At 74.9% G+C, this 17,621-nt stretch carries 20 protein-coding genes; 12 read left to right on the top strand and 8 right to left on the bottom strand.

Translation table 11 applies throughout. The features are described 5' to 3' along the window. Positions 1–78 precede the first annotated feature (78 nt). The 3 genes from E3Z34_RS12565 to E3Z34_RS17735 are packed head-to-tail and all read left to right on the top strand — an operon-like array spanning position 79 to position 2,737. Positions 79–1,353: a M16 family metallopeptidase gene (locus tag E3Z34_RS12565; protein WP_134773884.1), complete on the top strand. Its 1,275-nt coding sequence runs from the start codon at positions 79–81 to the stop codon at positions 1,351–1,353. Continuing rightward, positions 1,350–2,150, top strand: a complete 801-nt coding sequence (locus tag E3Z34_RS17740; protein WP_158288679.1) for a M16 family metallopeptidase — start codon at positions 1,350–1,352, stop codon at positions 2,148–2,150. Before E3Z34_RS12565 ends, E3Z34_RS17740 begins: the two co-directional genes overlap by 4 nt. Further along, positions 2,132–2,737 carry a M16 family metallopeptidase gene (locus E3Z34_RS17735; RefSeq protein WP_158288678.1) on the top strand — a complete coding sequence of 202 codons (606 nt, stop codon included), beginning with the start codon at positions 2,132–2,134 and terminating at the stop codon, positions 2,735–2,737. Before E3Z34_RS17740 ends, E3Z34_RS17735 begins: the two co-directional genes overlap by 19 nt. 9 nt (positions 2,738–2,746) lie before the next feature. Here E3Z34_RS17735 and E3Z34_RS12555 read toward each other — a convergent pair whose 3' ends face one another. From E3Z34_RS12555 to E3Z34_RS12530, 6 genes are read right to left on the bottom strand one after another with little or no spacing between them, the layout of a single operon-like run. Next, positions 2,747–3,562 (bottom strand): inositol monophosphatase family protein, encoded by an 816-nt coding sequence (locus E3Z34_RS12555; protein ID WP_134773882.1) that lies wholly within the window; start codon positions 3,560–3,562, stop codon positions 2,747–2,749. Between the two features lie 27 nt (positions 3,563–3,589). Beyond that, positions 3,590–4,615, bottom strand: a complete 1,026-nt coding sequence (gene rsgA / locus E3Z34_RS12550) for a ribosome small subunit-dependent GTPase A (RefSeq protein ID WP_134773881.1) — start codon at positions 4,613–4,615, stop codon at positions 3,590–3,592. Further along, positions 4,612–5,979 (bottom strand): 3-phosphoshikimate 1-carboxyvinyltransferase, encoded by a 1,368-nt coding sequence (gene aroA / locus E3Z34_RS12545; protein WP_134773880.1) that lies wholly within the window; start codon positions 5,977–5,979, stop codon positions 4,612–4,614. The genes rsgA and aroA overlap by 4 nt, the downstream gene beginning before the upstream one ends. Positions 5,980–6,027: 48 nt before the next feature. Continuing rightward, positions 6,028–6,807, bottom strand: a complete 780-nt coding sequence (locus E3Z34_RS12540) for an alpha/beta hydrolase family protein (RefSeq protein WP_134773879.1) — start codon at positions 6,805–6,807, stop codon at positions 6,028–6,030. Further along, the gene (locus E3Z34_RS12535) at positions 6,804–7,640 is read right to left on the bottom strand and encodes an SOS response-associated peptidase (RefSeq protein ID WP_134773878.1); all 837 of its coding nucleotides are present in this window, start codon (positions 7,638–7,640) and stop codon (positions 6,804–6,806) included. Before E3Z34_RS12535 ends, E3Z34_RS12540 begins: the two co-directional genes overlap by 4 nt. A gap of 7 nt (positions 7,641–7,647) precedes the next feature. Then, positions 7,648–8,892 (bottom strand): pyridoxal phosphate-dependent aminotransferase, encoded by a 1,245-nt coding sequence (locus E3Z34_RS12530; RefSeq protein ID WP_134773877.1) that lies wholly within the window; start codon positions 8,890–8,892, stop codon positions 7,648–7,650. 101 nt (positions 8,893–8,993) lie between these two features. Here E3Z34_RS12530 and E3Z34_RS12525 point away from each other — a divergent pair, with 101 nt between their 5' ends. The 3 genes from E3Z34_RS12525 to rsrA all read left to right on the top strand — a co-directional run bounded on the left by E3Z34_RS12525 (position 8,994) and on the right by rsrA (position 10,944). After that, a complete protein-coding gene (locus E3Z34_RS12525) occupies positions 8,994–9,854 on the top strand; it encodes an SGNH/GDSL hydrolase family protein (protein ID WP_134773876.1) in 861 nt (286 codons plus the stop codon). Between the two features lie 149 nt (positions 9,855–10,003). Beyond that, on the top strand, positions 10,004–10,666 hold the full coding sequence (locus E3Z34_RS12520) for a sigma-70 family RNA polymerase sigma factor (protein ID WP_134774895.1): 663 nt from the start codon (positions 10,004–10,006) through the stop codon (positions 10,664–10,666). Continuing rightward, the gene (gene rsrA, locus E3Z34_RS12515) at positions 10,663–10,944 is read left to right on the top strand and encodes a mycothiol system anti-sigma-R factor (RefSeq protein WP_134773875.1); all 282 of its coding nucleotides are present in this window, start codon (positions 10,663–10,665) and stop codon (positions 10,942–10,944) included. The genes E3Z34_RS12520 and rsrA overlap by 4 nt, the downstream gene beginning before the upstream one ends. A 102-nt stretch (positions 10,945–11,046) precedes the next feature. Here rsrA and E3Z34_RS20315 read toward each other — a convergent pair whose 3' ends face one another. After that, a complete protein-coding gene (locus E3Z34_RS20315) occupies positions 11,047–11,121 on the bottom strand; it encodes a 50S ribosomal protein bL37 (protein ID WP_419866509.1) in 75 nt (24 codons plus the stop codon). Between the two features lie 411 nt (positions 11,122–11,532). Between E3Z34_RS20315 and E3Z34_RS12510 the strand changes: the two genes are divergently transcribed. The 6 genes from E3Z34_RS12510 to tsaD are packed head-to-tail and all read left to right on the top strand — an operon-like array spanning position 11,533 to position 16,352. Next, entirely contained in the window at positions 11,533–11,937 is a 405-nt protein-coding gene (locus E3Z34_RS12510) for a hypothetical protein (protein ID WP_134773874.1), read from the top strand. Then, positions 11,898–12,890: an HD-GYP domain-containing protein gene (locus tag E3Z34_RS12505; RefSeq protein WP_134773873.1), complete on the top strand. Its 993-nt coding sequence runs from the start codon at positions 11,898–11,900 to the stop codon at positions 12,888–12,890. The genes E3Z34_RS12510 and E3Z34_RS12505 overlap by 40 nt, the downstream gene beginning before the upstream one ends. Beyond that, entirely contained in the window at positions 12,887–14,119 is a 1,233-nt protein-coding gene (locus tag E3Z34_RS12500) for an HD-GYP domain-containing protein (protein WP_134773872.1), read from the top strand. The genes E3Z34_RS12505 and E3Z34_RS12500 overlap by 4 nt, the downstream gene beginning before the upstream one ends. A 34-nt stretch (positions 14,120–14,153) precedes the next feature. After that, positions 14,154–14,834 (top strand): tRNA (adenosine(37)-N6)-threonylcarbamoyltransferase complex dimerization subunit type 1 TsaB, encoded by a 681-nt coding sequence (gene tsaB, locus E3Z34_RS12495; RefSeq protein ID WP_134773871.1) that lies wholly within the window; start codon positions 14,154–14,156, stop codon positions 14,832–14,834. After that, entirely contained in the window at positions 14,831–15,316 is a 486-nt protein-coding gene (rimI, locus tag E3Z34_RS12490; RefSeq protein WP_238695157.1) for a ribosomal protein S18-alanine N-acetyltransferase, read from the top strand. Before tsaB ends, rimI begins: the two co-directional genes overlap by 4 nt. Beyond that, positions 15,309–16,352 (top strand): tRNA (adenosine(37)-N6)-threonylcarbamoyltransferase complex transferase subunit TsaD, encoded by a 1,044-nt coding sequence (tsaD, locus tag E3Z34_RS12485; RefSeq protein ID WP_134773870.1) that lies wholly within the window; start codon positions 15,309–15,311, stop codon positions 16,350–16,352. Before rimI ends, tsaD begins: the two co-directional genes overlap by 8 nt. Here the strand turns inward: tsaD and E3Z34_RS12480 are convergent, their stop codons facing one another. After that, complete coding sequence (locus E3Z34_RS12480; RefSeq protein WP_238695156.1) at positions 16,353–17,615, bottom strand: class I SAM-dependent methyltransferase; 1,263 nt, start codon at positions 17,613–17,615, stop codon at positions 16,353–16,355. Positions 17,616–17,621 lie beyond the last annotated feature (6 nt).

The raw sequence follows: 17,621 nt of genomic DNA, 5'->3' as shown, positions 1-17,621 counted from the left end.
TCGTCGTGCGTGCCGGTCCCATCCCGCGGACCGGACCGGGCAGAGGGGGCCCCTCGGGCCACCTATGCTGGTGCGCCTATGCCGCTGGACTACCCCATCTCCACCACGACGCTCGACAACGGGCTGCGGGTCGTCGTCAGCGAGGACCGCGCCGTGCCCACCGTCTCCGTCAGCCTGTGGGTCGACGTGGGCTCCAGGCACGAGCAGCCGGGCCGCACCGGCCTGGCCCACCTCTTCGAGCACCTCATGTTCGAGGGCAGCGAGCTGGTCGCCGAGGGCGAGCACATGGCCTCGCTCATGGCCCACGGCGGGCGGGCCAACGCCACGACGAGCTTCGACCGCACCGCCTACGTCGAGTCGGTGCCCACCGGGGCGCTGGAGCTGGCGCTGTGGCTGGAGGGGGACCGCCACGGCCACCTGCTCCCGGCCCTGACGCAGGAGAGTCTCGACGTGCAGCGCGACGTGGTCGTGGAGGAGAAGCACCAGCGCTACGACACCGTGCCCTACGGGGACGCCCTGGAGCGGCTGTGCCGGACCGTGTTCCCGGAGGGTCACCCCTACCACCACACGACCATCGGCTCGATGGAGGATCTCGCCGCGGCCACCCTGCAGGACGTCCACGACTTCTACCGCGCGCACTACGGGCCCTCGACCACCGTCCTGTCCCTGGTGGGCGACATCTCCCCGGAGGAGGGTTTCGACCTGGCCGCCCGCTACCTGGGGCACCTGGAGGACACCACCGCCCCGCGCCCGGGGTCGGCGGCCCCGCTGGGTCCCCTGCCCGGTGCGGTCCGGGAGGTCGTCACCGGGGACGTCCCGTCCGACCGCCTCTACCTCGCCTTCCGGCTGCCGGCGGTGACCGACCCCGAGTTCCTCCCCTGCGCGCTGGCCCTGGACGCCCTGGCCGGCCTCAGCGTCTCCCGGCTGCACCGAAGGCTGCTGCGTCAGGACGAGACGGCCAGCGGGTGCTCGGCCTCGGCCCTGGGCCTGAGGGACGGCACCTCCGTCGGTCTGCTCGTCCTCGACGTCACCGAGGGGGTGGCGCCCGAGGACGTGGAGCTGACGGTGGCCCAGGAGCTGAGCACCTTCGCCGACCAGGGACCGACCGAGCCTGAGCTCGAGGCCTCCCGGGCCGAGACGGAGCGGTCGTGGCTGGAGGCCCTGGCGGGGTATGACGACCGCGCCGACCTGCTCGGCCGGGCCGTGCTCACCTACGCCGACGCTCACCAGGTGAACCGTCACCTCGACGACGTCGGTGCGGTGACCGGGGAGGACGTGGCCGGGGCCGCCCGACGCTGGCTGCTCCCCGGGTGCGCCGCGACGCTGCTCTACCGCGCCCAGGAGTCCTCGTGACCACGCCACCCACCCCCGTCCGCGCGCCCCGCGTGACCGCGCGACCCACCGTCGGCCCGCCGCGCCCCTGGAGCTTCCCGACCCCCTCGGACACCCTGCTGCCCAACGGGCTGCGGCTGCTCACCGTCGACCTGCCCGGGCAGCACGTCCTCTCGCTGCGCGTGGCGCTGGCGACCCCGGTCTCCCAGGAGGAGCGCGGCACCGAGGGCTCGACCCTGCTCATGGTCAGGGCGCTCGACGAGGGGACCGAGCAGCATACCGACGAGGAGCTCGCCGACCTGCTCGAGCGGCACGGCGTCGCCCTCGGGGCCGGCGCGGGCGAGAGAGGTGTCCACATCGGGGCGGAGGTCACGGCCCGCCACCTGCGGGTCGCCCTGGAGCTGGTGACGGAGTGCCTGGCCGAGCCCGCGTTCCCCGCCCCCCAGGTGGCCCGCCTCGTCCGGCACCGGATGACCGACATCGCCCACGAGGCGGCGGACCCCGGCGTCCGCGCGTCCCTGGAGTTCATCGGGACCTACTACGACCAGCGGGACCGCCCGCACCGGCCGCTGGGCGGGACGCTCGAGACGGTCCGGCGGCTCACGCCCGAGCACCTACGGGCCCGGCACGCCCAGCTCGGCCCGTCAGGCGGCACGGTCGTGCTCGTCGGCGACCTGTCCACCGTCCCCGACCCGGTGGGCCTGGTCGCGGGGTCCCTGGGCGGCTGGGCGGGGTCGACAGCACCGGCGGGGTGCCCGGGCCGGCCCGGCGGCGTCCGGACGCCGCCGGTGTCACCCTCGTGCCCCGGCCGGGCCTGACCCAGACCGAGCTCTACCTCGGGCGCCCGGGGCCGGACCGTCGGACCCCGCACGGCTGGGGCACCTACCAGGCGCTGTCGATGCTGCTGGGTGGGTCGCCCCATGCGCGGATCGACCGTGTGCTGCGGGAGGAGCGCGGCTACACCTACGGCATCCGGGCCGGGTTCCGACCGCGCGCCGTGGGTGGTCTGTGCGTGGTGGGCGGGTCCGTCCGTGCCGACGTCACCGTCCCCGCGCTCACCGAGCTGCTGGAGATCCTGCGGACCCCCGGCTCGGAATTGGAGGTCGAGGAGGTGCGGGCGGCTGCGGACTTCGTGGCGCGCACGGCTCCCGGGCGCTACCTCACCGCGGACGCCGTGGCGGACGAGATCGTCTCGCTGGTCAGCGACGGGCTGGACCCGGCCCCCACCGTCACCCGCACCCTCGCCGAGCTGCAGGACCTGAGCGCCGAGCGCGCAGCGGCCGCCTGGGACGAGGTCCGCACCGGGCCGGGGTGGACCGTGGTCGCCGTGGGGGACCCGGAGCACGCGGGAGGACTGGAGGCCCTGGGGCTGGGGCCGGTGCAGGTGGCGCGGGCCCAGGGCTGAGGTCGTCGCTCAGCCCAGCCGCGCCGGAGCCCCGGCGAGAACCTCCAGCACCTCGTGGTGCAGGACCCCGTTGCTCGTGACCACAGCCTCGGCCCCGCCGCCGGCCGCCAGGGGGACCGGTCGTCCCCGCACGTCGGTCAACCGTCCGCCCGCCTCCTCCACGACCGGGGCGAGAGCCGCCAGCTGCAAGGCGTCGACCGGGGCAGCCAGGGCCACGTCGGCCGCTCCCTCGGCCACCAGGCAGTGGCTCCAGAAGTCCCCGAACGCCCGGGTGCGCCACGACCGACGGGCCACCTCCGCGAAGCCCGCACCCAGCGGGCCGTCCTGCCACCGCCCGAGATCGTCGGCGGACACCGACGCGTGGTCGAGCACCGCCGTCCCCGAGACGTGGACCCGGCGGGCCCGGGAGAGAGTGCGGCCGGTCCACGCGCCGGACCCGCGACCGGCCCACCACCGCCGCGAGAGGGAGGGGGCGGCGACCAGGCCCAGGACCGCCTCGTCCTCGACCACCAGCGCGATGAGCGTGGCCCAGACCGGGACGCCACGGACGTAGTTGGCGGTGCCGTCGAGACCGTCCAGCACCCACCGGCGGTCTCCGTGGCCCGTGGCCTCACCGACCCGTCCCTCCACCCGGTCACGGGGGCGGGTCCGGTGCAGCTGGTGCCGCAGCAGCTCCTCGACCCGGGCGCTCGCGTCGGTGGTGAGCACCCCGTGCGGGTCGATGCTCGTGCCGGCGCCGAGGGAGCCGAAGAGGTCGAGGGCGGTGCGCTCGACCGCGTCCGCGAGGACGTGGGCGAGACGGAGGTCGTCGTCGAAGCCTGGCACGGCCTCACCGTAACCCGCGGCCGTCGCTCAGCCGCGCTCCTCGCCGGTGCGGCTGCGCAGCAGCCGCCGCAGCGACTCGAGCCGGGCGGGTCCCGACGGGCCGGCGTGCCCGTCGGCGACGTAGGCGTCCAGGGCGCAGTCCGGCTCGTCGTGGCTGCACCCGCGGGGACAACCGGCGGTGCCCGGGGCCAGGTCGTCGAAGTGCTCGACGAAGGTGGCCGGGTCCACGTGCCCCAGCCCGAAGGAACGCACCCCGGGTGTGTCCACGACCCACCCGCCCCCCGGGAGCTCCAGGGCCACGGCGGAGGTCGAGGTGTGCCGCCCCCGCCCGGTCACCGCGTTGACGATGCCGGTCGCCCGGTCGGCATCGGGCACCAGGGCGTTGACGAGGGTCGACTTGCCCACGCCGGAGTGCCCGACCAGCACGCTGGTGCGTCCCACCAGGTGGGACCGCACCTCCTCCACGCCTCGGGCGTCCAGCCCGCCGTGGACGGACCCTGCCGAACGGGTCACGACGTGGGGGACGTCCAGCGCGGTGTAGTGGCGCAGGAAGTCGGCAGGGTCCGCCAGGTCGGCCTTGGTGAGGACCAGGAGCGGGTCCAGACCGGCGTCGTAGGCGGCGACGAGGCATCGGTCCACCATGCGCTCGCGCGGCTCGGGGTCGGCGAGGGCGGTGACCACCACGAGCTGGTCGGCGTTGGCCACGATGACCCGCTCGACCGTGTCGCTGTCGTCGGCGCTGCGCCGCAGCACGGTGCGGCGGTCCTCGACGCGGACGATCCTGGCCAGGGTGTCGGGAGCGCCGGAGGTGTCACCCACCATCGCCACCCGGTCCCCGACGACGATGCGGGTCCGGCCCAGCTCCCGCGCCCGCATGGCCACGACGACGGCGTCCCCCACGCGCGCCGTGCAGCGGCCGCGGTCCACGGCCACGACCGTGCCGACCACGGCGTCCTCGTGCGCAGGGCGCTCCTTGGTCCGGGGGCGGTTGCCCCTCCGGGACGGCCGCGTGCGGACCGCGGACTCGTCCAGGTGGTCGTAGCGGCCGGTCATGCCCCGGACCCGGTGCCGGAGGGGACGGCGGCGTCGCCGGAGGACTCGCCGGCCGTCCTGACCGCAGCCTCCCAGACGAGGTGGAAGCCGGGGAACGTCTTGGCCGCGGTGCCGACGTCGTGGACCAGGGTCCCGGGGAGGCGGGACCCCACCACGGCCGCGAACATGGCCATCCGGTGGTCGTGGTAGGTCTCCAGGGTGGCCGGTCGCAGCGCGGCCGGCCGGATCTCCAGGCCGTCGTCGGTCTCCTCGGCACCCGCACCGAGCCGGCGGACCTCCGTGGCGATGGCGGCCAGCCGATCGGTCTCGTGGCCCCGCAGGTGCCCGACGCCCCGCAGCCGGCTCGGCCCCCGGGCCAGGGTGGCCAGTGCCGCCACGACCGGGGTCAGCTCGCCGACCTCGCCCAGGTCGAGGTCCACCCCGGACAGCCCGCCGTCCTCAGCGCCGCGGGCGACGAGGTCACCGTCCACCAGCTCGGTGCGGGCGCCGAAGGAGGTGAGCACCTCACGCATGCGCGCGCCGGGCTGGGTGGTGGCGGCGGGCCAGTCCGGCACCCGGACCGTCCCCCCCGTCACGGCCGCGAGGGCGAGGAAGGGGGCGGCGGAGGACAGGTCGGGCTCCACCGTCACCTCGAAGCCCGGGATCCGGGCAGGGTGCACCACCCAGGAGGTGGGGGAGGGGCGGTCGACCTGCACCCCCACCCTGGCCAGGACGTCCAGGGTCATCGTGATGTGCGGCAGGCTGGGCAGGCGGTCCCCGGTGTGCTCCACCGTCACGCCGTCGGGCAGGGCGGCACCGACCAGCAGCAGCGCACTCACGAACTGCGAGCTCGCGGAGGCGTCCATGCGCACCGTCGTCCCCGAGGTGGACCGGATCGGCGGGCCCTGCACCGTGAAGGGAAGAGTGCCACGGCCCTCGTCCTCCACCCGGACCCCGAGGTCCCGCAGCGCCTCGAGCACGGGCCCGACCGGTCGGGCCAGGGCGGAGGGGTGGCCCTCGAAGCGGACCGGCCCGTCAGCCAGCGCCGCGAGCGGTGGAACGAAGCGCATGACGGTGCCGGCCTGACCGCAGTCCACCCTCACGTCCCCCCTCAAGGTCGGCCGGTCGTCGCCTCCCTCGCGGCCCGCTCCCACCACCCACGCGTCCTCGTCGTCGGTGCGCACCTCGACGCCGAGGGAGCGCAGGGCCTCCACCATGTGCTCGGTGTCGCGGGAGCGCAACGGGTGCCGCAGCGTGCAGGGCGCGTCGGCGAGCGCGGCCAGCACCAGCCACCGGTTGGTGAGGGACTTGCTCCCGGGCACCCGGACGGTGGCCTCGACGGGGCTGCCGGCGACCGGGGCCGACCAGGTTGCGACCTCGGTCATGACGACGTGTTCCTCCTGCTCGTGGCGGGGTCCTGCGGCGCCCCCACGCTAGCGTGCGCCTGCGCTCAGGCCGGCCAGGAAGGCGGCAGCCGCCCCCGTGACGGCATCGAGGTACCGGCTCGGGGAGTGCGTGCCCGTCACGGACACGACCGAGAGCCGGGGGTCCCGGGCGACGGCGCGGATCTGCTCCGGGGTGCCCATGGGATCACGGTGGCCCTGCACCACCAGGACGGGCAGGCCACCGTCGAGCGGGCGGAGCAGCTCGGGGCCCCGGCTCCGCTCGGGCCGGCCGGGGGGGTGCAGCGGGAAGGCCAGGCACAGCACCCCGACGACGCCCGGCACGGGTGACCCGTCCGGCCCGACGCTGGTGCGTGCCGCGACGCGGGCGCCGGCGCTGCGACCGCCGTAGACCCAGGGCCGGGGCAGGGCGGTCCCGTCCGGGGCCCGGCCTGCCCCGTCCCCCCCGGCGGAGGCACCGGAGAGCGCGGCGACCACGTCCAGCCAGGCTCGGTCCAGACGCGGGGCCGGGGTCGCCACCCGGCGACCGGCCACCCGCCAGGGTTGGTCAACCAGCACGACGCTCCATCCCTGAGCGGTCAGCGCGGTGAGCGCCAGGACGTCGGCCGCGTCCCGCTGGCCGCCGGCGCCGTGGCCGAGCAGCAGCGTCCCGACCCCCTCCGCACCCGCCCCCTGGGTGCCCGCCCCCCCGGAGTCCGCACCCTCCGCACCCGCCGGCCCGCCGCCGGGACGGAGCACACGCACCTGCGCCGGCCCCTCGGCGGTGGCGATCTCCTGGCGGACGGGGCTCGTGGCCGCACCGTCCGTCACCCGCCCACGACCTCGCCCGTCCCGGGGTCGACGACCCCCACCAGCTGCGCGACGGGCAGGGGCTCCACGAGCCCGGGCCCGTTGTTCCGTGTCGACCCCACGGCCGGCGTCACGGGCCAGGCCTGGAAGCGACCGGGGACGCGCGCCCCCGCCAGGAGGGAGCGGACGTCGTCCGGTGCCGTGAGCCCGGGGTCCAGCCAGTCGGCCCAGGCGGACGGCTCGACCGCCACCGGCTGACGGTCGTGGATGCGGTCCAGGCCGTCCTCCGCCGCCGTCGTGAGGATCGTGTAGGAGACGACCCAGGACGACGGGTCGTCCGGCGGCCCGGCCGGGTCCTTCCAGAACTCGTAGAGACCGGCCAGCGCCAGGGGTGCACCGTCGGCGCGGGAGACGAAGAACGGCTGCTTGCGCGCCCTGCCGCGGCCGTCCACCGCCACCGGGCTGGCCTGCCACTCGTACCACCCGTCGACCGGGACCAGGCACCGTCGGGACAGCGCCGCACGGGTGAAGGCCGGCTTGTCGAGCACGGTCTCCTCGCGGGCGTTCGTCATCCGGGCACCGACGGAAGGGTCCTTGGCCCACGAGGGGACCAGCCCCCAGGTGAGCAGCCGCAGCTGGCGCAGGGGCGGTCCCCCCGCACCGTCGCGCAGCGCCCGGGTCAGCACCACGTGCGCCTGCTTGCTGGGAGCCACGTTGTAGTCCGGCTCCCCGGCGGGCGGGCTCTGCGGACTCTGCAGCACGCTGCGGGAGCGTTCACCCGTCGCGTCGACCTCGACCTCGTAGGCCTCGACCAGCTCGTCGGGGTGCGCGCTCGCCGCATACCGTCCGCACATCAGCCGTTCACTGACGGTAGGAGGACAGGAAGTTGCCCATCCGCTCCAGGGCCGCGCGCAGGTCGGCCCCCCACGGCAGGGTGACGATGCGCAGGTGGTCCGGCGTCGGCCAGTTGAAGCCGGTCCCGTGCACGACGAGGATCTTCTCCCGCTCCAGCAGGTCCAGGCACAGCTGCATGTCGTCGTGGATCTCGTGGACCTCGGGATCGAGCCGGGGGAAGACGTAGAGCGCCCCGCGGGGCTGCACGCAGCTCACCCCGTCCATGGCGTTGAGCATCGACCAGGCGATGTCCCGCTGCTCGGCCAGACGGCCGCCGGGTACGATGAGGGGCTCGATGCTCTGGTGGCCCGTGAGAGAGACCTGGATGGCGTGCTGGGCGGGGACGTTGGGGCACAACCGGGTCGAGGCCAGCAGCTCGACGCCCTCCAGGAAGCCCTTCGCATGGCTCCGGGGACCGGAGATCGCCACCCAGCCGGCCCGGTAGCCGGCGACCCGGTAGGTCTTGGACAGGCCGTTGAAGGTGAGGCACAGCAGGTCGGGGGCCAGCGCGGCGATCGAGTGGTGCTCCGCCCCGTCGTAGAGGATGCGGTCGTAGATCTCGTCGGCGAGCAGCAGCAGGGAGTGCTCCCGGGCGATCTCCACCAACTGCTCCAGCACCTCCCTGCTGTAGACGGCACCGGTCGGGTTGTTCGGGTTGATGATGACCAACGCCTTGGTGCGGGGGGTGATCCGGGACCGGATGTCCTCCACCGAGGGGTTCCACCCGTCGGTCTCGTCGCACAGGTAGTGGACGGGGATGCCGCCGCCGAGACTGGTCGCGGCCGTCCACAGCGGGTAGTCCGGGGCGGGGACCAGGACCTCGTCACCGGGGTCCAGCAGGGCCTGCAGCACCATCATGATGAGCTCGGAGACGCCGTTGCCCAGGTAGACGTCGTCCACCTCGAGCTCGGGGAAGCCCGGCACGTCCTGGTAGCGGGAGACGATCGCCCGACGTGCCGGCAGGATGCCCTTGGAGTCGGAGTAGCCCTGGGCGTGGGGGAGCGCGGCGATCATGTCGTGGACGATGGAGTCCGGTGCCTCGAACCCGAACGGCGCGGGGTTGCCGATGTTGAGCTTGAGGATCCGGTGGCCCTCGGCCTCCAGCTGGGCCGCGCGGGCTGCCACCGGCCCCCTGATCTCGTAGAGGACGTTCTGCAGCTTGACCGGCTGGGTCAGGGGCCGCAGGGTCGGGCCGCTGGGCGAGGGAGTCACCCGACCATCGTCGCACCTGCGGGGAGGTACCCTCGACCGGGTCCCGCACGCGGCGCGGCGGCGTCGGGCCCCTCGGTAGGCGACGTCAGGAGGTCCCAGCGGTGCGCAGATGGCAGGACGTCGGGCTGGTGCTGCTCGCGCTGAGCACGGCGGCGCTGGTGTGGACGGCGTTCCGGGCGCTGGACGTCGTCCCCGCCGCCGCACCGATGATCGCCGCGGACCTGGGTGCCGGCATCCCGGACGAGGCGGGCGCCACCACCCGGCCGGCCGCCCCGAGCGCCGCCGGGGCCGTGACGCAGAGCCCGACGGCGACGGACCCGTTGCTCCGGGCACGCTCGGTGCTGGACCGGCAGGACCGCACCGTCGTGCTCGTCCTGGGTGACTCCACCGGCAACGACCGGGGCGAGTGGACCTACCGCTGGGCCGAGGCGCTCGCGGGCTCGCGCCCCACCGCCATCGCGCCCTGGAACGAGTGGACCGAGGACGGCTACGTCGAGGCGGAGGTGCTCTCGGGCGAGGGGACGGGCGACCCGGGACTGGGCGAGGTCCTGGTGCTCTCCGGGTCCCAGACGGGTGCTCGGGCGGGGTATGCCGCCACCAGGATGGAGCTCCTGGCGCCGGAGGTGCCCGACCTGGTCATCCTCAACCTCGGCCACAACAACGAGGTCGGGGACGTCGCCGACGAGCTGCAGGACACGGTGGACGCGCTGCGCTCGCGGGTCGGGGACGAGGTGCCCGTCCTGGTGACCCTCCAGCAGCCCCAGGCCGGTGACCAGAACGCCGAGGTGCGTGCGGCCGTCGCCCGCTGGGCGCAGCAGGAGGGGCTGGCGACGATCGACGTCGCCGAGCGGTTCCTGTCCCAGGGGGAGCCTGAGACGCTGCTGACGGACGCGGTCCACCCCAACGACGAGGGCTCGGCACTGTGGGCCGAGGTCGTCGGGGACGCCCTCGAGGCGCCCTGAGTCCCGGTAGGGAATGCCTGCCGGACCTGCTCGCGTTGACGCAGGCGTCCCTCACCCAAGGAGGCTCCGTGCTCAGCAGCACCCTCGTCCCGGCCGAGCGCGCCGGCGTCGCAGCCCTCGTCGGCGACCACGGGCTAGGCTGGTCGGTGATGAACACCGACAACCCGACGCTCGACGAGCTCGAGGCCGAGGCCCAGGCCCTGGCGGACGCCTCGGTCGAGGTGGAGACCGAGACCCCTTCCCAACGGGCCGCCCGCTTCGAGCGCGAGGCCATGCCCCTGCTGGACCAGATGTACAGCGCGGCCCTACGGACGACCCGGAATCCCACCGACGCCGAGGACCTGGTCCAGGAGACGTACGCCAAGGCGTTCGCGGCCTTCCACCAGTACCGCCCGGGGACCAACCTCAAGGCGTGGATGTACCGCATCCTCACCAACACGTACATCAACATCTACCGCAAGAAGCAGCGCCAGCCCCTGGAGTCCGACGCGGCGGAGGTCGAGGACTACCAGCTGGCCCGGGCCGCCTCCCACACGTCCCGGGGACTGCGCTCGGCCGAGACCGAGGCGCTGGACCACCTCCCGGACAGCGACGTCACCAGGGCCCTGGCCAGCATCGGGGAGGATTTCCGGCTGGCGGTCTACCTCGCGGACGTCGAAGGCTTCTCCTACAAGGAGATCGCCGAGATCATGGACACCCCGATCGGCACGGTCATGTCCAGGCTCCACCGGGGCCGCAAGCAGCTGCGTGAGCTGCTCACCGACTACGCCGCCGAGCGCGGCTTCGTCCGGCCCGAGGAGGTGCAGCGGTGACCTTCGGCGAGAGCGGGCAGGACCGGCCCGCAGACTGCTCCGACGTCGTGCTGCGGTTGTTCGAGTTCGTCGACAACGAGACCGGGCCGCTGGACCGCGACCGGATCCAGGCGCACCTGGACGACTGCGGGTCCTGCCTGGCCGAGTACGAACGTGACCTGCTGCTCAAGGCGCTCGTGCGTCGGGCCTGTGCCCGGCAGGCCGCCCCGCCCCAGCTGCGGGCGCAGATCCTCACGCGGATCACGGGTGTCACCGTGGTCCGTCGAGAGCAGGACTGAGAGCGCGGTCCCGGACGCCACCGGCGACGAACGCACCCAGGGACGCGACAGGGCCGACCGGATCCCCGGTCGGCCCTGTCGCGTCGGCGGCGAACCCTTCGCTCAGGCGTTGGGCTTGCGGCCGTGGTTGGCGGCCTTCTTCTTGCGGTCGCGGCGCTTGCGGCCTCGCTTGCTCATCAGGATCCTCCTCGTGTCGTGGGACGGTGCTCGCGACAAGTCTCTCACAGGGAGAGAATGTGACCCACGCCACACCAATGGTAAAGACTTGTTCAAGAAGCGCCGCACGCCGGGCTCCGGGCTGGCAGTCGCGGTGCCCGTGTGACACGCTGGACGAAGCGCGCCGGCCCCCCGTCCCCGGCGCCGGCCCCAGCCCTGGGGGCCCGACCGAGCAAAGGATCCGCCCATGCTGCAGCTGCTCTCCGACATTCTGACCACCGGCGCCCTCGACGCGCTGTCCGCCGTCATCGACATCATCATGTGGGAGGACTGACGTCCGCTGCCGATGAGGCCAGAGGCGCGGGTCCGGCGGGCCCGCGCCTCTCGCATACCCCCGTCTTCCTCCTCATCGCTGGTCTGGGGTGCACCGCGGTGGTGGTCGCCTACATCGGGTGGCGCTGGGTCGGGGAGCCGGTGCCTCTGGAGGCCCGGGCGCTCGTCCCGCTGACGATCCTCGGGGGCGCAGGGGTCCTCCTCCGGGAGCGACGGCTCAGCCCCCACCTCGCGGTCACCGTCGTCACCGTCGTCCTGGCCGCGGCCATCCCGCTCGCCGGTCCGACGGGGGCGTCCCTGATCGGGGCCATCTCCTTCCTCGTGGACGTGCGGGCCCGCACCTGGCGGGCGCGCCTGTTCAACGGGGCCATGACCGGTGCTGTCGGCGCCATCGGGGAGTCACCTACAAGCTGCTGGGCGGTCTCCACGTCAGCGCGGCCGCCGAGGACGCACCGGGCCTGCTCGTGGAGGTCGGCCTGCCGCTGCTGGGCGCGTACGGCGTGATGACCCTGGCCAACGCCCTCTTCGTCAGCCTGATGTCCGTCGCCGTGCGTCGCACCCGGGTCTGGACCGTCATGGCCCAGGCGCTGCGGAGCGTGGGGTGGGGCTACCTGGCGCACGTCGTCATCGGGTTCCTCTTCGTCGTCCTCTGGGGTCCGGTGGGTCTCGGGCCGGTGGCGGCCGTCTTCGTCGTCGGGCCTCTGCTGGTGGCGCACTGGACGATCGGCCGGGCCGGCCTGGCCTTCCACGAGCACCAGGAGACGGTGACCAGCTTCGTGGCGGCCCTGGAGGAGGCCGACCCCTCGTCGGTCGGGCACAGCGCTCGCGTGGCCGCCCTCTCGGAGTCCATGGGCAGCGTCCTGGGGCTGGGCGGCCAGGCCGCCGAGGAGCTGAGGTATGCGGCTCTCCTCCACGACATCGGGTTCGTGGCGGTCCGGACCGAGCTGCTCACCGCGTCCGAGGTGGGGGAGGTGAGCTACCTGAGCACGGTGAGCTCCCACCCCCAGGCCGGGGTCACCGCCCTGCGCGGCCTGGACTTCCTGGCCGGTGCGCTGCCGGCGATCGCCCACCACCACGAGCGGTGGGACGGGCACGGGTACCCCGCCGGTCTGGTGGGCGAGGACATCCCGCGTGCGGCGCGCATCATCGCCGTGGCGGACGCCTTCGACGCCCTGACCGAGGCGCCCGACGGTCCGGGACTGGACCCCTCCGAGGCCCTCGGTCAGCTGCAGTCGCGGGAGGGTACGCACCTGGACCCCGACGTCGTCAGATCCCTGGCGGTCGTCGTGGCCCGGTGGCGCGGCGCCGCCCGGCCCAGGCACGAGGACTCGGAGCCACGCCGCCGGGCCGAGATGGTGGACATCCCGGGGCGCCCCACCCTGCCCAACCACGACCTCCCGGAGGTCAGCGACGCGTTCGCGCACTGGCAGCCCGAGGCGAGCGGACGACGCGCGTGAGCCCCGACCAGATCGTGGTCGCCGCGGTGGCCCTGGTCGCCATGGTCGCGGGTGAGGTGTGGCGGATGTCGACCCCGGCCCTGGTGCGGGACGCCCCCCTGTCGAAGGCGACCGCCCTGGCGCTGGCCATGGCCACCGGGTGGTCCTGGCCGGTGCGGGGCCCCGAGGACTCCCTGACCGGTCTGCTGGGCCCGGTGCTGGTGGCCGTGACCGCGGTGCTGGTCGCCAGCGGTGTGCGTCGTGACTTCTCGCACATCGTCCCCGACCTCGTCCGCCTCCTCGCGGTGATGCTCGTGGCCGGGGTCCTCGTCCGCCTCCCGCTGCCCGGTGGTGACACCGTCCTCCACCGGGCGCTGCACGACCCCGGTCGTCCGGTGCTCGTGGCGGCGCTCATGCTGGCTGCCGCCGTCCTGGCCGTGGCCACGCCGCTGGTCACCAGGTCGGTCCTGCGGTCGGTGAGGGCACGGGCCCACCTGCGCATCCAGCTCGGCGAGGACGTCGGCCGGCACGGCCCTCTGGCCCTGGCGACCGCGACGACCGCGACCGTCATGGCCCTGAGCCTGGAGCTCCTGGGGCCGCTCTCCCTGGTGCTCTTCCTCGTCCCGCTGCTCCTGCTGCAACCGGCGGTCGAACGGCAGCGGCGCATCCGGCTGGCCCAGCGGCAGACCATCGTCGCCCTGGCGCGGCTCACCGAGGAGGCTGGGTTGACGAGCCTCGGGCACAGCGACCGGGTGGCTGCCCTGGCCGTACCCCTGGCCCGCGAGGTCGGTGTCCACGAGACCGACCTGCCGGACGTGGAGGCGGCCGCCCTCCTCCACGACATCGGGCAGGTGGGTCTGACCCGGCCCATCCCCGGCGGGGCGACCGTCGAGGTGTCCGCCCGGGACCAGCGTCGGATCGCGGGCACCGGCGCGGCGATCCTGGCCCGCACGGCCGACCTGTCGAGGCTGGCCGCGGTCGTCGCCGACGTCGGCGTCCCCCACCACCGGGCCGAGGAGCGGGGTGACGTCTCGCTGGCGGCGAGAGTCGTGCGGGTGGCCTCGGCCTACGACGACCTCACCGGGCGGGCGGTGCGGCTCGCCGGGGCGGACGGCCCCGCCCAGGCGGTCGACCGGCTCGTCCGCAACACCCCGCACGACTACGACCCTCGCGTCGTCGAGGCGCTCATCCAGCTGCTGGAGCGACGGGGTGACCTGCCCGCCTCCTCCAGGGGCGGGCTGCGGGTCTGAGGTGAGGTGGCACCAGGCCCGTTAGCCTGGGCGGGTGCTGCTCGCGATCGACACGTCCACCTCCACCATCGGCGCAGCCGTCCACGACGGCCGGAGGGTGCTGGCCGAGGTGGTGCGGGAGGACGCTCGGCGCCACGGGGAGCTGCTCGCCCCGGCGGTCGTCGAGGCCCTGACCTGGGCGGGCGTGGACCGTCACGACCTGACGGCGGTGGTCTGCGGGGTCGGTCCCGGGCCGTTCACCGGCCTGCGGGTCGGCGTGGTGACCGCTCTGGTGCTGGCGCGCAGCCTCGACCTGCCCACCCCGGACGGCGTGTGCTCCCTGGACGCCCTCGCCCACGCGGTGGTGGGCCGGCACGAGGGCGAGCTGCTGGTCGCCACCGACGCCCGGCGCAAGGAGGTCTACTGGGCCCGGTATGCCGTCGCTGCCCACGGGGCTCGCCGGCTCGAGGGCCCGGACGTCTCCCGAGCGGCCGACCTGCCCCGGGCGGTGCGGGACCTGCCCACCGTGGGTCGGGGGCCGGCCCTGTATCCCGAGGCGTTGGCCACCCCGCTCCCGGACGGGCCGGTGGACGTCTCCCCGGGCGTCCTGGCCGCGCTGGCCGTCGCCCTCCGCGAGGGCAGCCATCCGGACGCGCCGGGCGGCCTGCTCCCGCCCGAGCCCCTCTACCTCCGGCGGCCCGACGCCGTCGCGCGGCCGACGGGGCCGGCTCGGTGAGCGCCGTCGTGCTGCGGGACGCCCACTGGCGCGACATACCGGCCATGGCCCGCCTGGAACGGGCCGCCTTCCCCGAGGACCCGTGGCCGGAGGCGACGTTCTGGGCCGAGCTGGCGCAGCGACCGCGACGGTCCTACGTCGTGGCCGTGACCGACGGGTCCGAGGACCCGGACCATCTGCTGGGTCAGGCCGGCCTCGACCTGGCCGGTGACGTCGCCGACATCATGACGGTCGCGGTGGACGCCGCGGCGCGGGGGCGTGGGGTGGGGGCCCGCCTCCTCGACGCCCTCCACGCACGGGCCCTCGCCTCGGGAGCAGACAGCGTGATGCTGGAGGTCAGGGCGGACAACGGGGCTGCTCTCGGGCTCTACCGGCGGCACGGGTACCGCCCCGTGCGTACCCGCCCCGGCTACTACCGGTCGACCGGGGCACCACCCGTCGACGCCCTCGTCCTGCGCAAGGAGCTGGTCGGTCATGAGTGAACCCCTGGTGCTGGGCATCGAGACCAGCTGCGACGAGACGGGCGTCGGCCTCGTCAGAGGTGGCACCCTGCTCTTCGACGCGATCGCCAGCAGCGTCGACGAGCACGCGCGGTTCGGGGGGGTCGTGCCGGAGGTCGCGAGCCGCGCCCACCTGGAGGCCATGGTGCCGACGATCGACCGCGCCTGCCGGGAGGCGGGCGTGCGGCTGCAGGACGTCGACGCCGTCGCGGTGACCGCCGGACCCGGACTGGCCGGGGCCCTGCTCGTCGGTGTCGCGGCGGCCAAGGCGCTCGCGGTCGGCCTGGGAGTCCCCATCTACGGCGTGAACCACCTGGCCGCCCACGTCGCCGTGGACATCGTGGAGCACGGCCCGCTGCCGGAGCCCACCATGGGGCTGCTGGTCAGCGGCGGGCACTCCAACCTGCTCCTGGTCCCCGACGTCACCCACGACATCCGGTCCCTGGGCGCCACCATCGACGACGCCGCGGGAGAGGCCTTCGACAAGGTCGCCCGGCTCCTGGGGCTCCCCTTCCCCGGCGGGCCCCACGTCGACCGGATGGCCCGCGAGGGCAACCAGGTCGCCATCGACTTCCCGCGGGGGCTGACGGGCGGCCGCGACATGGAGCGGCACCGCTTCGACTACTCCTTCTCCGGGCTCAAGACCGCGGTGGCCCGCTGGGTCCAGGCCCGGGAGCGCAGCGGGGAGCCGGTGCCGGTCGCCGACGTCGCCGCGAGCTTCCAGGAGGCCGTGGTCGACGTCCTCACCCGCAAGGCCGTGCTGGCGTGCACGGAGCACGGCGTGGACGACCTGCTCATCGGAGGCGGGGTCGCCGCCAACTCCCGCCTCCGGGCCCTCGCCCAGGAACGCTGCGACGCCGCCGGCATCCGCCTGCGGGTGCCACGTCCGGGCCTGTGCACCGACAACGGGGCCATGGTGGCCGCCCTCGGGGCCGAGATGGTCCTGCGGGGCCGGGAGGCGTCCAGGCTCGACCTCCCCGCCGACTCCTCCCAGCCGGTCACGCAGGTCAGCGCCTGATCACCCGTCCCCGGGTGTCCCGACCGGGCGGACGACGAGGGCGGAGGGGGTGCCGCCGACCCGGGTCAGGACGATCGTCGCCTCGGCCGCGGACCGGCCCGCCCGCAGGCGCAGGTCGGCACGGAAGCGGTCGGGTCGCGTCGGCACCCCCCGCTTCTTGAGGGTGACCCGGCCGACCCCACGGGCGCGCAGCCAGGCCCCGACGGTCCGCGCGTGCAGGGGCAGGACCTCCTCCACCGCATACCACCGCGCCCACGGGACGTCGAGGACCTCCGGTGCGGCGACATACCCGACGCCGGGGTCGAGCTCCTGCCCCGACACCAGGGCTGCGAGGCTGGCCGGAAGGCCGGCCGCCAGCACGGCCCGGTCCGGCTCCGCCAGCCACGGCATCACCGCTGCACCCGCGGCCAGCGGGGGAGGTGGGTCGTCGACCGGCGCGACGGTGACCCAGCTCGAGCCGTCCGGGGCGGAGGTGCCCACGACGGCGCTCACACCCGGGGCGCGCACCGCGCGGCCCCACCAGACCGCGCACTCCACGACGTCGCCGTCGATCGAGACCCACTCCGCCTCCGCCCCCGGAGGGAGGTCGGAGGCCGAGAACCCGGGGGAGAGCTTGGCGCCGGTGGCCGCGGCCGTCGCGGCCACCGCCTGCACGTCCTGCCACGAGGGGGACAGGTCGTCGAGCCGGAAGAGGCGCCGGGTCCGTCCCGTGCTGTCGGCGACCCCCGGCGTCCGGCGCGCCGGGTCGAGCCACGCGCCGTCCTCGGGGCCGACCGGGACGTCCGCCACGTCGGCGCGGACGACCCGGGCCCGGGGGAAGGCGGAGAGGTTGGCGGCGGCCGCCTCGGCCACCTCGGGGTCCCGCTCCACCGCGGTCACGGCCAGGCCGGCGTCGGCCAGCGCGACGGCGTCCAGCCCGAGCCCGGCGCCCAGGTCCCACACGTGGGCGACACCTGCCGCCCGCAGACGTGCCGCGTGACGCGCGGCCACGGCGGGTCGGGTGGCCTGCTCCAGACCGTCGGCCGTGAGGAGCAGCCCTCGCGCGAGCGGCCCGAGACGCGCGGCGGCGCGGGTCCGGAGGCGGGACTGGGTCAGCACGGCCGCGACCAGCTCGGTGTCGTGGCCCTCCGCCCGCAGCCTGGACGTCAGCCTCAGCACCTCGTCGGGGTCGTAGGGCGGCAGCGTGTCCAGGAGGGTGCGGGCCGGGCCGTCCCGCAGCCGGCGCATCAGCTCGGCGGCCGGTGTCAGGGCGTCAGGGCTCACCGGTCC

It is taken from the genome of Ornithinimicrobium flavum (assembly GCF_004526345.1).
Lineage (GTDB): Bacteria > Actinomycetota > Actinomycetes > Actinomycetales > Dermatophilaceae > Ornithinicoccus > Ornithinicoccus flavus.
Note: the sequence above shows the minus strand (reverse complement) of the source record. Positions and strands in the feature narration are given on the sequence as shown.

What these genes read in the sequence shown, in the direction of transcription:
- E3Z34_RS12520 (WP_134774895.1), top strand. Translation starts at nt 10,004, where the DNA reads ATGAACACCGACAACCCGACGCTCGACGAGCTCGAGGCCGAGGCCCAG.
- aroA (WP_134773880.1), bottom strand. Translation starts at nt 5,979, where the DNA reads ATGACCGAGGTCGCAACCTGGTCGGCCCCGGTCGCCGGCAGCCCCGTC.
- E3Z34_RS12535 (WP_134773878.1), bottom strand. Translation starts at nt 7,640, where the DNA reads ATGTGCGGACGGTATGCGGCGAGCGCGCACCCCGACGAGCTGGTCGAG.
- E3Z34_RS12565 (WP_134773884.1), top strand. Translation starts at nt 79, where the DNA reads ATGCCGCTGGACTACCCCATCTCCACCACGACGCTCGACAACGGGCTG.
- tsaD (WP_134773870.1), top strand. Translation starts at nt 15,309, where the DNA reads ATGAGTGAACCCCTGGTGCTGGGCATCGAGACCAGCTGCGACGAGACG.
- rsgA (WP_134773881.1), bottom strand. Translation starts at nt 4,615, where the DNA reads ATGACCGGCCGCTACGACCACCTGGACGAGTCCGCGGTCCGCACGCGG.